The organism is Bacillus sp. 1735sda2, assembly GCF_024159245.1.
Taxonomy (GTDB): domain Bacteria; phylum Bacillota; class Bacilli; order Bacillales; family Bacillaceae; genus Bacillus; species Bacillus pumilus_O.
In genome coordinates, this window is sequence record NZ_JAMYWZ010000001.1 from 3,135,986 (window position 1) to 3,151,357 (window position 15,372).

Annotated in this window: 17 protein-coding genes and 1 pseudogene; 4 read left to right on the plus strand and 14 right to left on the minus strand. The window is 42.9% G+C overall.

Annotated elements, in window-relative coordinates; all coding sequences use genetic code 11:
• Entirely contained in the window at nt 1-231 is a 231-nt protein-coding gene (locus NKR21_RS16505) for a hypothetical protein (RefSeq protein ID WP_012011143.1), read from the minus strand.
• Nucleotides 232-331: 100 nt separating this feature from the next.
• Nucleotides 332-661, minus strand: coding sequence for a YuzD family protein (locus NKR21_RS16510; RefSeq protein ID WP_144456392.1), 330 nt, complete (start codon nt 659-661; stop codon nt 332-334).
• Nucleotides 662-782: 121 nt separating this feature from the next.
• Here NKR21_RS16510 and NKR21_RS16515 point away from each other — a divergent pair.
• Nucleotides 783-1,082: pseudogene (locus NKR21_RS16515) on the plus strand (NifU family protein).
• 43 nt (nt 1,083-1,125) lie between these two features.
• Here NKR21_RS16515 and NKR21_RS16520 read toward each other — a convergent pair.
• The 6 genes from NKR21_RS16520 to yutH form a co-directional block, all read right to left on the minus strand.
• Nucleotides 1,126-3,096 (minus strand): alpha/beta hydrolase family protein, encoded by a 1,971-nt coding sequence (locus tag NKR21_RS16520; protein ID WP_144456394.1) that lies wholly within the window; start codon nt 3,094-3,096, stop codon nt 1,126-1,128.
• Nucleotides 3,097-3,399: 303 nt separating this feature from the next.
• Nucleotides 3,400-4,332 carry a homoserine kinase gene (thrB, locus tag NKR21_RS16525; RefSeq protein WP_144456396.1) on the minus strand — a complete coding sequence of 311 codons (933 nt, stop codon included), beginning with the start codon at nt 4,330-4,332 and terminating at the stop codon, nt 3,400-3,402.
• On the minus strand, nt 4,325-5,389 hold the full coding sequence (thrC, locus tag NKR21_RS16530; protein ID WP_144456398.1) for a threonine synthase: 1,065 nt from the start codon (nt 5,387-5,389) through the stop codon (nt 4,325-4,327). The genes thrB and thrC overlap by 8 nt, the downstream gene beginning before the upstream one ends.
• The gene (locus NKR21_RS16535; protein WP_012011148.1) at nt 5,389-6,690 is read right to left on the minus strand and encodes a homoserine dehydrogenase; all 1,302 of its coding nucleotides are present in this window, start codon (nt 6,688-6,690) and stop codon (nt 5,389-5,391) included. Before NKR21_RS16535 ends, thrC begins: the two co-directional genes overlap by 1 nt.
• Before the next feature lie 208 nt (nt 6,691-6,898).
• Nucleotides 6,899-7,882: a 2-hydroxyacid dehydrogenase gene (locus NKR21_RS16540; protein ID WP_144456400.1), complete on the minus strand. Its 984-nt coding sequence runs from the start codon at nt 7,880-7,882 to the stop codon at nt 6,899-6,901.
• Between the two features lie 85 nt (nt 7,883-7,967).
• Nucleotides 7,968-8,996: a spore coat putative kinase YutH gene (yutH, locus tag NKR21_RS16545; RefSeq protein WP_119125316.1), complete on the minus strand. Its 1,029-nt coding sequence runs from the start codon at nt 8,994-8,996 to the stop codon at nt 7,968-7,970.
• 114 nt (nt 8,997-9,110) lie between these two features.
• Between yutH and NKR21_RS16550 the strand changes: the two genes are divergently transcribed.
• Nucleotides 9,111-9,611 (plus strand): phosphatidylglycerophosphatase A family protein, encoded by a 501-nt coding sequence (locus NKR21_RS16550; RefSeq protein ID WP_088001737.1) that lies wholly within the window; start codon nt 9,111-9,113, stop codon nt 9,609-9,611.
• Between the two features lie 41 nt (nt 9,612-9,652).
• Here NKR21_RS16550 and NKR21_RS16555 read toward each other — a convergent pair whose 3' ends face one another.
• Genes NKR21_RS16555 through NKR21_RS16565 form a run of 3 tightly spaced genes read right to left on the minus strand, consistent with a single transcriptional unit; the run spans nt 9,653 to nt 11,174 of the window.
• Nucleotides 9,653-10,426: a TIGR01457 family HAD-type hydrolase gene (locus NKR21_RS16555; RefSeq protein WP_144456432.1), complete on the minus strand. Its 774-nt coding sequence runs from the start codon at nt 10,424-10,426 to the stop codon at nt 9,653-9,655.
• 18 nt (nt 10,427-10,444) lie between these two features.
• Nucleotides 10,445-10,879, minus strand: coding sequence for a DUF86 domain-containing protein (locus NKR21_RS16560; RefSeq protein WP_088001739.1), 435 nt, complete (start codon nt 10,877-10,879; stop codon nt 10,445-10,447).
• Between the two features lie 19 nt (nt 10,880-10,898).
• Nucleotides 10,899-11,174 carry a YutD family protein gene (locus tag NKR21_RS16565; RefSeq protein WP_003213192.1) on the minus strand — a complete coding sequence of 92 codons (276 nt, stop codon included), beginning with the start codon at nt 11,172-11,174 and terminating at the stop codon, nt 10,899-10,901.
• A 120-nt stretch (nt 11,175-11,294) separates the two neighbouring features.
• Here NKR21_RS16565 and NKR21_RS16570 point away from each other — a divergent pair, with 120 nt between their 5' ends.
• Nucleotides 11,295-11,930: a YhcN/YlaJ family sporulation lipoprotein gene (locus tag NKR21_RS16570; protein ID WP_144456402.1), complete on the plus strand. Its 636-nt coding sequence runs from the start codon at nt 11,295-11,297 to the stop codon at nt 11,928-11,930.
• A gap of 39 nt (nt 11,931-11,969) precedes the next feature.
• On the opposite strand, the gene lipA is transcribed toward NKR21_RS16570, so the two are convergent.
• Nucleotides 11,970-12,866: a lipoyl synthase gene (gene lipA / locus NKR21_RS16575; protein ID WP_012011155.1), complete on the minus strand. Its 897-nt coding sequence runs from the start codon at nt 12,864-12,866 to the stop codon at nt 11,970-11,972.
• Nucleotides 12,867-13,193: 327 nt separating this feature from the next.
• Here lipA and NKR21_RS16580 point away from each other — a divergent pair, with 327 nt between their 5' ends.
• Nucleotides 13,194-14,138, plus strand: coding sequence for a M23 family metallopeptidase (locus NKR21_RS16580; protein ID WP_240389071.1), 945 nt, complete (start codon nt 13,194-13,196; stop codon nt 14,136-14,138).
• Nucleotides 14,139-14,165: 27 nt separating this feature from the next.
• Here NKR21_RS16580 and yunB read toward each other — a convergent pair whose 3' ends face one another.
• Both yunB and NKR21_RS16590 read right to left on the minus strand, forming a co-directional pair.
• The gene (yunB, locus tag NKR21_RS16585; protein ID WP_088001745.1) at nt 14,166-14,936 is read right to left on the minus strand and encodes a sporulation protein YunB; all 771 of its coding nucleotides are present in this window, start codon (nt 14,934-14,936) and stop codon (nt 14,166-14,168) included.
• A 69-nt stretch (nt 14,937-15,005) separates the two neighbouring features.
• The gene (locus tag NKR21_RS16590; protein ID WP_144456404.1) at nt 15,006-15,311 is read right to left on the minus strand and encodes a YunC family protein; all 306 of its coding nucleotides are present in this window, start codon (nt 15,309-15,311) and stop codon (nt 15,006-15,008) included.
• Between the last annotated feature and the right edge of the window lie 61 nt (nt 15,312-15,372).

Sequence of the window (15,372 nt, forward strand, 5' to 3'; positions counted from 1 at the left end):
TTATGAAACGGCATGTGCCGATGAACGGGTCAATTTGATCGGAGCAAGGGCAAGGATGCAGTCTTTACGAAACGTTCTCATCGTCTTTTTCGATAAACAATACGCTTGGATGAGCTGGTCCGTTTGACGTTGGACAATGATTTTTCGCTTCGTGCACTCTCCGTTTTTCTTCATATAAATCATCTCAATTGGTATTTGCTGTTGAAGAGATTGTTTCAGTAAATAATTCATGATGCTCACGCTCCTTTCATTTCATTATAATCGAACAAACGTTCTTTTTCAACCCAAAAAGGAACGTTTGTTCTGTTTATTTTCTCAAAAAAAGAACAGTTTAATCACTGCTCTCCGTGTAACCGTATTTCTCCATTTCTTGATAAATGTCTTTTAATTTTGGATTACCTTCTCCAACAATTTGATCTTCCACTAAGACAAGCGGATAAAAGGATTCATCATCAAGAATTCGTTCAGACAATTCCTTTTGGTGTTCGTTTTCTGGTGGGTGCTCAATATCAATATATGTGATGCGAAACGGCTGATTCGGATATTTTCGTTTTAACGCTGCTTCTAACCACTCAAATGTGTCTTTTGAAGAAGGCAGATTCACGCAGCTAGCGCAAATTACATCTCTTCCATATACATAAAGATCGACGGTTTGATTCATTTGGCAAGCCCCCTATTCTTTCTTTATTTTAGCTGAATTTTCTGTATAAAAAAAGTCAAAATCACTTTTTGTTTCAAGATGAGATTGTGCTATAATGAGAAGGAAACTTTGAAACCAATCAATAGATTTTTATCGTCCAGATGAATATAATGGTGATATGTTGTGAAAGGAGCGATTATATCCAATGACTGAAGTCGAAATGAAAGACCAAGTACAGGAAGTACTGGACAAACTTCGTCCATTTCTATTACGTGATGGCGGAGACTGTGAGCTTGTAGACATTGAAGATGGCATTGTGAAATTACGTCTTCTTGGTGCATGCGGCAGCTGCCCAAGTTCAACCATTACATTGAAAGCCGGTATTGAGCGTGCATTATTAGAAGAAGTGCCTGGCGTTGTAGAAGTTGAACAGGTTTTCTAATTCATATATGAGATAAAAACGACCCGAATTTGGGTCGTTTTTTTTATTTTAACTTCTCTCTAAACCAATCCTTGATAAAGGTCAGTCTTTGAATACGCTGCCCTGGGTGGCCACTTCTCGATAAATCATGAGATGCCTTCGGGAATTTGACGAGCCTTGTGTCTTTCCCAAGCTCCTTCAGTGCTACAAATAGCTGTTCTGCTTGATCGACTGGGCAGCGATAGTCTTCGTCACTGTGCAGGATAAGAAGCGGCGTATTTACTTGTTTCACATACTTTAGCGGTGAACGATCCCATAGCTTATCGGCTGAATCATAGATATCGCCTTCGATCTGCCACCTTGTAAAGTAATAACCGATATCACTGATGCCATAAAAGCTAATCCAGTTTGAAATGGACCGCTGTGTGACGGCTGCGCGAAAACGGTCAGTCTGTCCGACAATCCAGTTGGTCATAAAACCGCCATAGCTGCCGCCTGTCACCCCAAGTCTTGTTTCATCAAGGAAATCATAGGCTTTCAGCACATGATCAACAGCCTGCATGACATCCTCATAATCAACGCCACCATAGCTCCCTCTCACACGGTTGGTAAACATTTGTCCATATCCATGACTGCCATGAGGATTGATATACACGATGGCATAGCCTTCAGCAGCGAGCATTTGAAATTCATGAAAATACGTATAACCATACATGGCATGCGGTCCGCCATGAATTTCTAAAATAAGTGGATAAGTCTTCCCCTCTTCCATCTCGGAAGGCTTCATAAACCAGCCATGCACCTCGACACCTTCTTTAGACTGAAACGAAAATGGCTCTGGTACCGATAGGACATGCTCCTTGAGGAATTCATCATGCTCGAACGTGATTTGCATTAGATCCGCCTCTCCTAATGTCATCTCATACAGCTCACTTGGAGAAACGGGTGACAGCCGGCTCAGCAGCAATTTGGATTCATCCGGATGAAGGCTGAAGTTTGTGATATGTTCTGCCTCTAATCGAACAGGATAGGCTAAGCCTTCAACGGAGAAATAATAAATCCCTGTACTGCCTTGATCGGAAACAAGCGCATAAAACCCCTGGCTATCCTTTGTCCACTGCGGAAGCTGATTGGCTTCTCCCATAAAGCTATCCCCTGCCATACAGTTGCCCACATACATATCGAGCATTTCTGACAACTGAACGACATTTCCCTCCTTCAGATCATACAGCCATAATGCTGGGAAAGTAGCATTTTGAAATTCGCGCTCATGTCCGATATACACGAGGCTCTCTCCATTAGGAGCAAAAGATACGGTAGAATAAGCGCCTGATGATTGTGTGATTTTCTTTGTCGTACCGTCCTCTAATGATCGGAGGCACACGTCACTTATGTAAGGTTTTTGAGGATTTGATTGAATATAGGCAAGCCATTTCCCGCATGGAGAGAGCGTGTGATTCACATGATGATGCTGTCCGCTCGTAACTGCCTCGATCTCTCCTGAATGAACATTTACTAGAATAATCTGCGTAAAACGCCCATCTAAAAAGCCTCTGCCATCTGCTTTATAGGTCAAATCATCATATACCGCAGGAGCGAACTCATCCCGCTCTTCCTTCTTTTCATCATGAACAGATTCTGATGGTTTCAGTGACACAGCCGCATAAATGAGAGCTCCATCTAGTGAAAAGACAGGATGAGATACCCCGTAAGGAATCGCCGTTAAGGTGCGTACACCGCCTCCCTCGCACTGAATCAGTGCAAGCTGAGGAGCTTCCTTTGGCTTTTGCAAAATAAACGCGAGCTGTCTGCTGTCTTTTGACCACACCGGCTGATAATGCTTTCCTTCCTCAAATGTCCATTGTGACAGCTCCTCTGTCTCTTCATCTCGAACCCATAAATGGATGTTGTAATCGTCCTTTTTGTCATTCACCGTGACCTTTGTAAAAACCGCCTTTTTTCCATCTGGTGAATAAACCGGATGAGAAACAGAAACAATTTTCGTTAAATCTTCTGCTGTCATCAATTTCTTCATGAATGTATCTCCTCCTTTTATGCATAAAAAATAGTTCGATCCTCTAAATAATAATCCCTGCTTCATTTTATAAAAACAAAAATAAAAAAAGAACGTGCATTTTTACAGCACGTTCTCAGATTGTTGACAAAGGGCTAAAATGATCTTGATTTTAGCCCTTTGTCTTCTTTTCAGCGTGATAGAAAACCTTTGCAGTCTAGGAAGGACGAGCATCGGAGCGGAGCGAATTGAACATTCGTGAGCACCGAAGCACAGATCTGACACCGAATGCGAAGGTTTGTCTACACGCTGAGAACGTGCATTTTATAGCACGTTCTTTACTTGATTGACAGGATCATGCTCCACGACAACACCTTCTACTGGTACCGTCAACAGATCTACTTCGCAATGTGGGAAGTTTTGGGCAAGCTGCTTTTTCAGCCCTTCTCCCTTCCCTTTTTCAATTAAGGTTAAGATTGTCGGACCAGCACCGCTTAATGCCGTTCCATACGCTCCTTTTAGCGAAGCGACATGCTCTACCTTCGCCAGCTCTGGAACGAGCATTGTACGATAAGGCTGATGAAATAAATCCTTATTCATCATTTCTCCAACAAGCGGCCAGTTTTGCGTCATTAAGGCGGCAACAAGCACATTGCTCACAGCACTCGCACTAACAGCATGTTTATAGGAAAAATCCTCCGGCAGGACATCACGGGCATCCTTTGTCAGCACTTCATAAAAAGGAATCACGACAACAACATCTATATCCACATGTTTCACTTTGACGGCATGTGTCTTGTCTTCTTCATGAAGACCAATCAGTAAACCGCCAAATAAAGAAGCACCCGCATTATCTGGATGACCTTCTACCTCACTTGCAAAAAAGAGCTTTTGATCATCCGTCATATTTAATTCGAGAAGCTGGTTGGCTAGCTCAATGGCTGCCACAATGGCAGCCGCACTGCTGCCCAGCCCCCGTGCCAATGGAATATCACTCCACACTTTGACATAAACAGGCGGGAGTGTTTTTCCAAAGTGATCTGCGACCTTTTTGGCTGTTTGATAAATGAGGTTGTCGGTGCCGGGTGGAATCCCAGACACGACATCTGATTCTGCTTCAAACAGCCAACTATCATGGTCAAAGACCGATAGCTTTAAATAACGGCTGAGCGCCATTCCAACTGAATCAAAGCCTGGTCCTAAATTGGCAGTGCTTCCCGGTACTGTGATTGAAAAAAGCATGGAGGCTTTACTCATACGCGCGAGCCTTTTCCAAGTGTTCAAGAATTTGATCTTCATCTGCATCGAGTGTAACCGGTTTGATTTGTGAAATATCAATGGCTGTATTTGGATCTTTCAATCCATTGCCTGTTAATACCGCCACAACTTTACTGCCTCGCTTGATCTCTCCGGATTTCACTTGCTTTAGAACACCTGCGATAGACGCACATGAGCCTGGCTCTGCAAACACGCCTTCTTCACGAGCAATCAATTGATATGCATGAAGAATTTCTTCGTCTGTCACTTCATCAATCTTTCCGTTTGATTCATCTGCCGCTGCCACAGCTTGTTTCCAGCTTGCAGGATTTCCGATACGGATGGCAGTTGCCACTGTTTCTGGCTGTTCAATCACTTCGTTTCGTACGATCGCTGCTGCGCCTTCTGCTTCAAAGCCGCGCATAACAGGCAGTCCCGTTCCTTTTTTCTCATGATATTCCTTGAAGCCTTTCCAGTAGGCAGTGATATTCCCTGCATTTCCAACAGGAATCGCCAGTACGTCAGGAGCCGAGCCTAGCTGCTCACAGATTTCAAATGCCGCCGTCTTTTGTCCTTCAATTCGGTATGGATTGACAGAGTTCACAAGGGCAATCGGCGATTTTTCACAGATGCTGCGAACGATTTTCAGTGCATCATCAAAGTTTCCGTCAATCGCAATGATCTCTGCTCCATACATCACCGCCTGCGCGAGCTTACCGAAGGCAATTTTTCCGTCTGGAATGATGACGATACATTTCATATCAGCACGGGCTGCATAAGCGGCTGCCGCTGCAGAAGTATTCCCTGTCGAAGCACACATGACCGTATCATTGCCCTCTTCTTTTGCCTTTGCAACAGCCATGACCATCCCGCGATCCTTAAAAGAGCCTGTTGGATTGACGCCTTCTGTTTTCACATGAAGCTCAATCCCTAGCTTTTCCGAAAGCTTGGAGAGGTGGATCAGCGGTGTATTCCCTTCATTTAATGTTAGTTTTGGTGTTGATTCGTTTACTGGTAAGAATTCTTGAAATTCTTCAATAAGTCCATTCCACTTCATCAGCTTAAACCGTTCCCTTCTACTCGGTACGTGCTCTTCACTTGAACCACCACGTCGAGATCGTTTAATTTTTGCAGGATATTTGAGAAATCTTCTTCTGAGGTCCGGTGCGTAATAATCACAATTTCAGCCAGCTCATCATGCCCTTTCACAGGAAGCTGAAGGATCTTTTCAAAGCTGATACCTCTTTCAGAAAAAATAGATGTAATGCGGGAAAATGCTCCAACTTGATCTCTCACATGAATTCTTAAAAATTGCTGAGCAAATACTTCCGATGGTGATTTGATCTTTTTCTCAAACTGCGGTGCAATAAATCCACTTCCGTTCACGCCAAGGCGCATGTTTTTCATGACTGCGACTAAGTCTGATACAACAGCGGTTGCCGTTGGCAGACTTCCAGCTCCAGGTCCATAAAACATCGTTTCTCCCACAGCACTTCCATAGACATACACCGCATTGAATTCATTGTTGACCGATGAAAGCGGATGGTGATCAGGAAGTAAAGTGGGCTGGACACTGACTTCTACTTTTTCTCCGTCTCGCTGGGCAATTCCGATTAGCTTCATTGTGTAGCCGAATCGTTTACTGAAATTAATATCTTCATCAGAAACGTCAGAGATGCCTCTCACCTTTACATCCTCTAATTCCACATTCATGGAAAATCCGAGTCTTGCAAGAATCGCCATTTTCCTTGCTGCATCTAGTCCTTCTACATCAGCTGTTGGATCTGATTCTGCAAAGCCAAGATCCTGTGCTTCTTTTAAGACATCTTCATATGCGCTTTTATCGACGTTCATTTTTGTTAAAATAAAATTCGTTGTGCCGTTCACAATTCCCATCATCTTCGTAATTCGGTCAGAGGCTAATCCTTCCTCCAAAGTACGCAGAATCGGAATTCCTCCGGCAACACTTGCTTCATAATAAAGATCACAGCCATTTTCTTTCGCCACATGTAAAAGCTCTGTTCCATAAAGTGCCATTAAATCTTTATTGGCGGTAATGACATGCTTTTTCTCATTTAATGCATCTATTAAATATTGTTTTGTCTCTTCAATGCCGCCCATCACTTCAATAATGACGTCGACTTCTGGATCTCTAATCACATCGTATACTTCAGTTGTGAAGACCTCTCTTGCCACATCCACATCTCTCTTTTTATCGGGATTGCTCACAAGCACTTTTTGTATTAATACCGGACAGCCGATTTGGTGCATTAATTTATCCTGATGATCTTGGATAATCTTGACGACACCACTTCCCACTGTTCCTAATCCTAATAGTCCAACTCGAATTGCCTTCACCTGAAATTCCACCTTTCTCCGTAAATGTCCTCTCTAAAAGGACATTTGTTAACCTAACACAGACATTCAATGTACACACATTATAAAGGGGTATCCTCGTTTTGACAAGGTAATAAAATAAGAGATTGTTAGAATGAAACCGCTTAACAGCTATTTATATCAAGATTCTATATTTTCAAAATATTTTTGTCAGAAAAGCTCCCGAAACTCAGGGAGCCTGATATGATGAGCGAACCGGAGTTTTGGCTTGCTGACCTTGTAGGACAAGCGCAATATTATCTGCACATAAACGCATCATCGTTTTTCTCGTTTCGACACTCGCACTTCCAATATGAGGGAGAACCGTAACGTTAGGTAATGTTGTTAACGGATGAGATGGGCTGACAGGCTCCTCCCTAAATACATCCAGACCAGCGCCGGCAATTTTTCCTGTCGTAACTGCCTCATATAAAGCATCCTCATCCACAGTTTGTCCTCTTGATACGTTTATAAAATAAGCAGAGTTCTTCATCAGATCAAATGCCTTTTCATTAAACATGTCTTTCGTTTCCGGGGTTAACGGCGTCAGGCAGACGATGAAATCAGACTGCGTGAGCAAGTCCTCAAAAGCCGCATAGGTCACGCCGAGCTGCGCTTCTGCCTCCGGCTTTCTTGACCGGTTATGATACAGCACCTTCATGTCAAAGCCTGCTGCCCGCTTGGCAAGCGCTGTTCCGATGCTGCCCATGCCGACAATTCCGAGGGTTTTGTGGTGAACATCAGCTCCTGCAAGAAGAAGCGGTCCCCAGCCTGTCCAATTTCCGTCCTTCACCCAATCACTCGCCTCGACAATCCGTCTCGCTGAAGCCATCAGAAGGGCAAAGGCTAAATCAGCCGTGGATTCTGTTAGTACATCAGGCGTATGACAAATGGTGATATTTTGCTTTTTAGCCGCTTCAACATCAATATTGTCATAACCCACAGCAAGGTTTGCGATCACCTTAACATGTGGAGCCTTTGATAAAAGGGCTTCATCTACTTGATCTGACAGCATGGTGAGAAGCGCATCCGCTTTCGCTGCTTGTTTCTCTAATTCTTCCCGTGGACATGGCTCATCCTCGCTCGGCCACATCTCGATATGAGCGACTTCTTTTAGTGGTGTAAGTGATGCTTCATCCAGCTTTCTTGTGATATAGACATAAGGTTTCGTCAAGAAGAACACTCCTTTGATTAATTTCTTTAAGCATAACGAAAAACGCCTCAAGAGAAAAGAGACGTTTCATCTGTTCACGAAAACTTCAAATCAGTGGACCTGTGATCCAGCCAACAGGTGGAATAAGGCTCCCGCCGCTTCGCATGGCGCTCATTTCTTGAAAGACCTTTAGAAAGTATTCATAGCGATTCGCATCATTTAAGACGTAATCTAGCCGTTCTTCATAATATGATTTTTCAGTTTCTCCCGACATATAGTAACCTTCCACAATTTCAAAATAATGAAGCGGAAACAACAAGCGACTGTATAACAAACGCTTAGAAAAAGAAGATAGTGGTGTCACCTGCTCATATTGCTGAAGAAAGGAAAAGCCCTCTTCAATTAAATCTTCCTTATGCTGGACAAAGGTTTCTCTTAAGTATTCGGCGATATCCCGAGTTGGATGATCAAAGACCCAATCTACAGGTAAACGCAGCGGCTGCTCAAGCGGCCATGTTCTCCGCGAAAAACGCTGGTGGCAGACAGTGCCTGAGTCACATTCTTTCGGTTCATCATCCAGCTCAGTATCCACTAAATATTGAATGGCGTTTTCTGTTAATCCAAGATAGTACGGAAAGGATTCGATGAATTTTTTTTCAAACCGTTCTAGTGGTTTTTGGTGCATTTGCTGCATCCAAAAACCTTCAAGCTGATCTAACCGTTTTGCCCATAATTCCTTCCAAGCTCCCACACGTTTTGTTTCAGACACCTCATATGGAAATCCTCTTCCCCTGACATGAAAGGTCGCCAGCTCTGACGCCTGTTGAAACGAGCGGCTTGATATCGGCGGGGCTGCCTTTAATAAAGCATACAGCTCCTTTCCATGAGTAAAGGTGGGTTTCTCTTCATTTGTTAATTCAAACACAGCGACGTATGGGTCTCCGGCATTCAGTAAATACTGACTGATATGAAACAGCTCTGTGAGTTCTTCTTCTCGCAAATGAGACACAGGAACAATGATAAAGAGAGCCTCCGACGTTTGAAAGCTCTGATAACTGCCGTATGGCATAAGTTGACGCACATCAATACCAAATGTGTGATAAATGGTTTCTTTCATGTTTTCACCTGCGTTCATAAGATCAATCTCTTATCATATCGTAGTCGCAGGTTGAGGGATTTATGAATACTATTTACTATCCGAAGCTTTCTACACGTTGTGGACAAATTACGAGGATTGGGTGAGGAATATATGCCGCATCATCACGAGATGAACGAAGTAGAAAAAACAGCAAGACGCCGTTTACAAGAACGAGGCGTATCCATTCAAGATATAGCAGACCTTGTCTACTTTTTACAGGAAAAATATCATCCTGGCTTAGACATGACAGAATGCATCCACAATGTGGAGCGTGTCATCGCAAAACGAGAAGTCCAAAATGCGATATTAACAGGCATTGAACTAGACGTACTAGCCGAGCAAAAAAAACTGACCGAGCCGCTTCAGTCTATTCTAGAAACAGACGAAAGCCTGTACGGTGTTGATGAAATTTTATCGTTTGCTATCGTTAATATTTATGGTTCGATCGGCTTTACGAATTACGGATATATCGATAAAGAAAAACCAGGAATTCTCGGGAGACTCAACGATAAATCCACAGGAGAATGCCACACCTTTTTAGATGACATTGTCGGCGCCATTGCGGCAGCAGCATCAAGCAGGTTGGCACATAGTGTGAGAAATGTGGAATAAAGCAAAAAAGAGGACGCGCGCGTAACGCTTGTCCTCTTTTTTTATGATAATCGTTCAATCCACTCAGATAATGAATCAATGACATAGGTTGGCTGTTTATCATAGTTCTGAAGCAGCTCTTTTGTTGTCACGCCTGTATGAACAAGCAATGTGTCCATTCCTGCATTCATTCCTGCCATAATATCCGTATCATAGTTATCACCCACCATGAGCGTCTCAGACACATCGGTCCCGAGCACCCGCATGGCTTGTTCCATGATGATGGATTCTGGCTTTCCGATAAATGTTGGCTGGACTGTCGTGGTGACGGTCAATACAGATGTTAATGAGCCGTTACCTGGCAGAAGCCCTCTTTCTGTTGGAATGGCAATGTCTCCATTTGTTGAGACAAATTGTGCGCCTTGACGGATAGCAATCGCACCTACTGCGAATTTTTCATATGTCATGCATCGATCAATTCCAACCACAACGAAATCAGCATCCTCCTGACCAAATGTCAGCCCTTTTTCTTCAATGGCCTGCTTGATTCCTTCTTCACCGATGACGTAAACAGACGCGTCTTTCTTTTGTTCAGCAATATAATTGGCTGTTGCCATACTTGTTGTAAAGACTTGTTCTTCAGTTGCTGGGATATCGAATGAAACCAGTTTTTCCGCTACCTGCTTTGGCGTGCGTGACGAGTTATTCGTGACAAACAAGTAGGGAATATTTAGTTCGTTTAACTTTTGAACAAATTGACCTGCTTCCTCGATCTTTTCTGTTCCTTTATACATTGTTCCGTCTAAATCAATTAAGTAGCCTTTGTATTTCATGATGCTCACAACTCCAATGGATTATTTAAACGCTGATACTGGGCCAAGCTCCTGCTCTAAGTAGGTACGGATGCGGTTTGGGAAAACCTGTAGCGCATGCTCAACCTCGCTAATCACCTGCAGCAAGTCGTGATGATCCACTTCTTGGTATTGCTGTACAAGTGTTTTGCGGCACGAGACAAGCTTTTTCAGCTGACTGCCTTCCTCTTCGGGTACAACCTTTTCATCAACAAGAATATCCATGATGTCATCATAGCTTCCTGGATCACGCATAATAAAGCCATCAATCATGTCATTTCCCGTATCAAGAATACATTCGACGAGCAAATGAACAATTCGTTCCAGCGCTTTTTTCTCTAGTGGACTTGTCCATGTTTGATGGCTCTGCATCAACTCATATTGCTCCTCGAAAAAACGTAATGTCTCTTCAATTTTTTTTCTGTCTACGAAATACATCATGACGCTCCCCTTTGCGTTATTTTCTGATTCGTTTTAAGACAAAATAGGCACAGCCAAAATTACAGTATTCATAAATGTATTCATCGAGTGTGCTGATTTTTGTATCAAATGTGGCCTTTTGGTTTTGGTCATCAAAGAACCCCTTCAATCTCAGCTGATTGTAGCCCCAGTCCCCCACAATATAATCATACTTATTTAAGATATCTGAGTACCTTGCTTTAAACGCTTCTTCATCAAAACCGTCTTTAATGTCTCTTACAAGATCAAAAGTAGCATTCTGAATGACGATCATCTTCTCACCTCTTTTTAAACGATCCATCTTTAATGATAATTCATTGGAAGAACTCCATCAATTGCTAAAGCATGTTTTTTCCGATTTAGCCGAAGCTAAAGAAAAAAGGAGGTCACATTTATGAAGAAACAACTGACAGCCGCGATTCTCCTCAGCATGCTTTTAGGCGGGTGCGGCTTTCAATCAGGTATGAACCGGCAAGTGGATGAAGATTCTTCAAGTAAAACCATCCGACTGTCGGATCGTCATGAAGGAAATAATTCCAACATGCCAGAAGCAGACACAAACAGAGCAGGGTATGTTCGTTATCAGCGCCAGCAAGTAACGGATCAGAAAGAAAGAACACCTGCTTTAAATCGCGAGCATCTTGCCCATGTCATTACAAGTTTAACTGTGCAACTGCCAAACATCAAAGATGCAGCCACACTTGTGACAGATGAGGATACACTGATTGTGTATCGAACAGGAAACAAAAACCGGGATGAATCTGCCGATCAAGTAAAGAAAACGGCGGTTTCTGTTCTCCCTCGTTATTATCATGTATACGTCTCTGATAATCCAGAGCACTTTCAATCCATTGCCAATTTTTCACGTCTTCAAACCAATTCACGTGATTTTGATCAAATCTTAACGAAAACCATTCAACAAATGAAATATTCCCCTCAAGGTGGAGATATTTCTACGAAAGAAGATGCAAACGGGATGACGAATTCCGACCGTACCATGAGAAGAAACGCCCCTTACGGCCAAAATTAATACGAGAAAAAACGCCAGAGATCTCTGGCGTTTTCTTTGTTATGCTTGCGCCTGACGCTTTTTAGACGCTTCGTTTACTTGTTCATCTGCATGGTAGGAAGAGCGCACAAGCGGTCCCGCTTCACAATGGCTAAAGCCTTTTGCCATCGCAATTTCTTTCAGCTCTGCAAACTCATCCGGATGATAGTATTTTTGCACTTTTAGATGTTTTTTCGAAGGCTGTAAATACTGACCAATCGCCATAATATCGACGTTGTTAGCAAGAAGATCATCCATCACTTCAATGATTTCTTCCTTCGTTTCACCGAGTCCAATCATAATGCTTGATTTCGTTGGAATGTCAGGCTGCATTTCTTTTGCACGGCGCAAGAATTCTAATGAACGATCATATGTAGCACGCGCACGAACCCTTGGCGTTAATCTACGAACGGTTTCAATATTGTGATTTAAAATGTCAGGACGTGTGTCCATTAACGTCTTCAAGTTATCGTAATTGCCGCCCATATCTGAAGGGAGAACTTCAATTGTCGTAAATGGGCTTTTTCTTCTAATGGCACGAACAGTTTCAGCAAACACACCTGCTCCGCCATCCTTTTGGTCATCCCTTGCAACCGCTGTTATCACAGCATGTTTTAAGTTCATTAACGCGACTGAATCTGCCACACGTTCTGGCTCTTGCAGGTCAAGCTCAGTTGGAAGTCCAGTTTTCACCGCACAGAAACGGCATGCGCGCGTACAAACAGATCCAAGAATCATAAATGTTGCGGTTCTTCTCACTGCCCAGCATTCGTGAATATTCGGACATTTTGCTTCCTCACAAACGGTATTCAGGTTGTTTTCCCGCATCATTTTTTTCAAACCGGTATAGTTTTCATTCGTATTCAGCTTAATTTTAAGCCAGTCCGGTTTTCTTACGTGCTCTTCCTTCTTTGCCAATTCCATCATCTCCATATGAATTCGTTAAAGGTGCATCTACAAAAATCTTCCTGCTATATACGATGGATGCAGCTAAGAAGCTGCAAAAAATTGAATCTTCGGCCTAAAGCCTTTTCTTTAGACACTTTAACATAGTACAGATTGAACAACAAGGGAATGAGCTGCAAAAATACCCAAAAGCCTCCTAAAAAAATCAGAAGAAAATTACTAACATTTTCTTCTTATGAAATAGGGTGATCTAACCACACTAAACGGTAGAAGACGATGCTTAATGAAAGGAGATGGACGTTTGTGAAAGTGGTTTTAGCCATCATAATCGCTCTTTCAATGCTTCCTTTACCTGTTCATGCACAAGGGGAAGGCAAGCAGCCAGATGTACTAAAGCAGCGAATGGCACTATACGAAAAAGTCGCCATCACGACACAAGTTCCATGGTATGTACTTGCTGCGGTTGATCAGTATGAGCACAATATTCGAAAAAGCAGAAGAGATTTACCGAAACAAAAAGGCGTCATTGGCATCTACATTCCCCGGGAAATGTGGATCGGTCCTGAAAACCCGAATAAGCAGGATACCTCTCCTTTAAGCATTAAAGTGTTTGATGGAATTGGACTTGATGGAAACGGCGATGGAAAAGCAAGCAGCGATGATGATGAGGATGTATTATTCACGTTTGCTCAATACTTGCTTCATTACGGGAACAGCATTGATCAATTAAAAATTGCTTTATGGGACTATTATGGACGAGATCAAACCGTTGGAATCATTTCATCTTTTATGAAGCTATATCAGCACTATGGTCATCTTGACCTCGGAAAGCACGCTTTCCCTCTTCCAGTTGGAGCTGACTACAGCTACCGGAGTACATGGGGAGATGCAAGAGGATTTGGAGGCAGAAGAATTCATGAGGGTACAGATTTATTTGCCCATTATGGACTTCCCGTTCGTGCGACATCGTATGGTGTGATTGAAATGAAAGGCTGGAACCGCTTTGGCGGCTGGCGGATTGGTATTCGAGATATTCATAACCATTATCATTACTTCGCTCATTTAAATGGCTTTGCAAAAGGACTCAAAACAGGTCAAATTGTTGAACCTGGACAGGTCATTGGATCTGTCGGTAGCTCCGGTTATGGCCCCCCAGGCACAGCAGGAAAATTTCCGCCGCATCTTCACTATGGGATGTATAAAGACAACGGCAGAACTGAATGGTCTTTTGATCCGTACCCTCATTTAAGGGCATGGGAGAGAGCTGAGCGGAAACGCAAATAGAAAACAGCCCAATCATTTCTTGGGCTGTTATTCTTTCTTCTCCTTTTTCTCTGGGAGAACAATCGGTGGAGCGCCTGAGTTCGTTCCGCTCCCATTGTAATAATCTGGTACGTCTCCTTGAACGGCTTGAATAGAGACGGGAACTGAATTTTTGACCACGATTGTTTCAGATGCAAACGGGATGATGACCCTCACCTTGACCTCGATTAGAACACTAATATCAATCAAGGCATTATTGATACCATAAGGCTTAATGTTTTTTTCAACGTCCGTATGCGGGTCACCAATGACACTGAAGCGGACAGGCACTTTTGGTCCTAGATTAGCGATAAGTGCATTTCCGGATGCTTGCCCAAGCGGAATGTTATATATAATGCCGTCATGTCCATCTGTTTGATCCTTTAATGCTTCTTTTGCCTCTTTTTGAAAGTTCCCCTTTTCAATGTCCTCTAAATTTTTTTGAAGATGACGTGACAGGTCAGCCATTGCTTTCGATGTTGCTTGCGCATTAAAATCGATGGTCGTTACTTTTCCGTTCTCACTTGTATTCATGACCACCATATCCTTCATATTCTCCTGATCTTCTGCAAAGTCTTGGACGGAATATTGAATCAGATGATTGGCGATACGCTCTGTTTCTAGTTCAGCAATATGAATAAGGGTTGGTTTAATGGAACGGTTAATAAAAAATAGACTGATGACGGTTGAGAGCACAAAGAATAAGATCGCAAGCAGCATGACGTATCGAAATGGCAAAGGGCCCTTTTTATAGGGGCGATAGCGGCGGTTCATTCTCAATAAAAAATCCCCCCTTCTCCATTACAAGTGTATGCAGACAGGCGGGGGGATAGGAATCATCTCTCCATTTTATTTCACCATTTTTAACAAGGCGTCTCTTCCAATGGTTCCAGCTGTAATGCCTAATGCTTCTGCAGCGTATGTCACAGATTCTAAAGGGGCATCAAGCAATTGCTCTATCGTTCTCACACCAACTGCTCTCCCTGCGATAATGCCTCTATCTGCAAGCTTTTCATTTAAGAGCCCGACATCCAGTGCACCGCACATAATATACCCATGTTCATTTGTCACTGCCATAAAATTCGTCTTCGGCAGTTTGACGGTGACGGCTGTAAAGGAATGTCCATCAATATTAATAGGTGTTAAATTCACCAAATCCCTTCACTCCTCTCATCACAATCTATGTGACAAGAGGGCGAGTGTTGTTAGGCTAAAG

Excerpts from the sequence above, each read along its gene's own strand:
- NKR21_RS16560 (WP_088001739.1), bottom strand. The coding sequence starts at position 10,879 with ATGTATTTCGTAGACAGAAAAAAAATTGAAGAGACATTACGTTTTTTC.
- NKR21_RS16565 (WP_003213192.1), bottom strand. The coding sequence starts at position 11,174 with ATGATCGTCATTCAGAATGCTACTTTTGATCTTGTAAGAGACATTAAA.
- NKR21_RS16570 (WP_144456402.1), top strand. The coding sequence starts at position 11,295 with ATGAAGAAACAACTGACAGCCGCGATTCTCCTCAGCATGCTTTTAGGC.
- NKR21_RS16510 (WP_144456392.1), bottom strand. The coding sequence starts at position 661 with ATGAATCAAACCGTCGATCTTTATGTATATGGAAGAGATGTAATTTGC.
- NKR21_RS16520 (WP_144456394.1), bottom strand. The coding sequence starts at position 3,096 with ATGAAGAAATTGATGACAGCAGAAGATTTAACGAAAATTGTTTCTGTT.
- thrB (WP_144456396.1), bottom strand. The coding sequence starts at position 4,332 with ATGAGTAAAGCCTCCATGCTTTTTTCAATCACAGTACCGGGAAGCACT.
- thrC (WP_144456398.1), bottom strand. The coding sequence starts at position 5,389 with ATGAAGTGGAATGGACTTATTGAAGAATTTCAAGAATTCTTACCAGTA.
- NKR21_RS16505 (WP_012011143.1), bottom strand. The coding sequence starts at position 231 with ATGAATTATTTACTGAAACAATCTCTTCAACAGCAAATACCAATTGAG.
- NKR21_RS16550 (WP_088001737.1), top strand. The coding sequence starts at position 9,111 with ATGCCGCATCATCACGAGATGAACGAAGTAGAAAAAACAGCAAGACGC.
- yutH (WP_119125316.1), bottom strand. The coding sequence starts at position 8,996 with ATGAACGCAGGTGAAAACATGAAAGAAACCATTTATCACACATTTGGT.
- NKR21_RS16580 (WP_240389071.1), top strand. The coding sequence starts at position 13,194 with ATGCTTCCTTTACCTGTTCATGCACAAGGGGAAGGCAAGCAGCCAGAT.